The organism is Alcanivorax sp. HI0044, assembly GCF_001634945.1.
Map to the genome: position 1 here is coordinate 1 of NZ_LWEZ01001353.1, position 1,023 is coordinate 1,023.

Annotated in this window: 1 pseudogene; it reads left to right on the forward strand. The window is 60.0% G+C overall.

From position 1 onward, the window contains the following. Window positions 1-1,023, forward strand: a pseudogene (locus tag A3730_RS31955) (acetyl-CoA hydrolase); the annotation flags it as partial.

Consider the following 1,023-nt stretch of genomic DNA (forward strand, 5'->3'; position numbering starts at 1 on the left):
ATTTTTCGTGCAGCCTGGCAGCATGCTGGGCAGTGATGTGGCTCAACAACATTACATCAGCAGCAACTACACCCATGTGGCGCGGGACCTCAATGCGCGCGGTGTGAATGTGGTAGCGCAATTACTGGCTCACCGGCAGGTGGACGGTAACGACGAGTACAGTTTTTCCTGCAACCCGGAAGTGACGCTCGACCTGATGCCCTTGCTCAAGGCCCGCCGGGAAGCCGGTGAAACCATCGTGGCCGTGGGGCAGGTGCATCGGGACCTGCCCTTTATGGGCAATGATGCCCGGGTGGACGATTGGCTACCGGAGATGGACCTGCTGGTGGATGACCCGGAAGGCCACACACGGTTGTTCAGTACCCCGAACATGCCGGTGAATATTCAGGACCATTTTGTCGGCCTGCATGCCAGTACCCTGGTGCGTGACTGTGGCACGCTGCAAATCGGTATTGGTGCCCTTGGCGATGCGCTGGTGCATCATCTGCGTTTGCGCGAGCAAGACAACCCCCGCTATCTGAGTGCGTTGAAAGCCTGGGGTGTGCCACCTGAGCATGACGCCTTGATTGAGCGGGAGGGGGGCACCGGGGTTTTTCGTGAGGGCCTCTACGGTTGCAGCGAAATGATGACCCATGGCCTGCTCACGTTGATTGACGATGGCATCATTCGCCGCCCGGTCTATGACTGGGCACCTCTGCAGCGTCTGGAAATGCACAACCCGGCAACGCCGGGGCTGGCGCTGCTGGATGCCCTGCGCGAGCAATCGGCCATCAGTCGGCGGCTGGACCGCGCGCAACTACGCACCCTGAAACGGTTTGGTATTTTCCGCGACGGCATTAGCAAACATGGTGACGAACTGCAGCTGCCAAATGACGTGACCGTGCCCAATGATCTGGACGATCGCACCACCCGTGAAGCCTTGAAGGCGGTGTTCGGTGAAAGCCTGGCCGGGGGGGTGGTGATGCACGGTGGCTTTTTCCTGGGGCCCCAGGATTTCTATGCGCGCTTGCGGGAGATGACGGA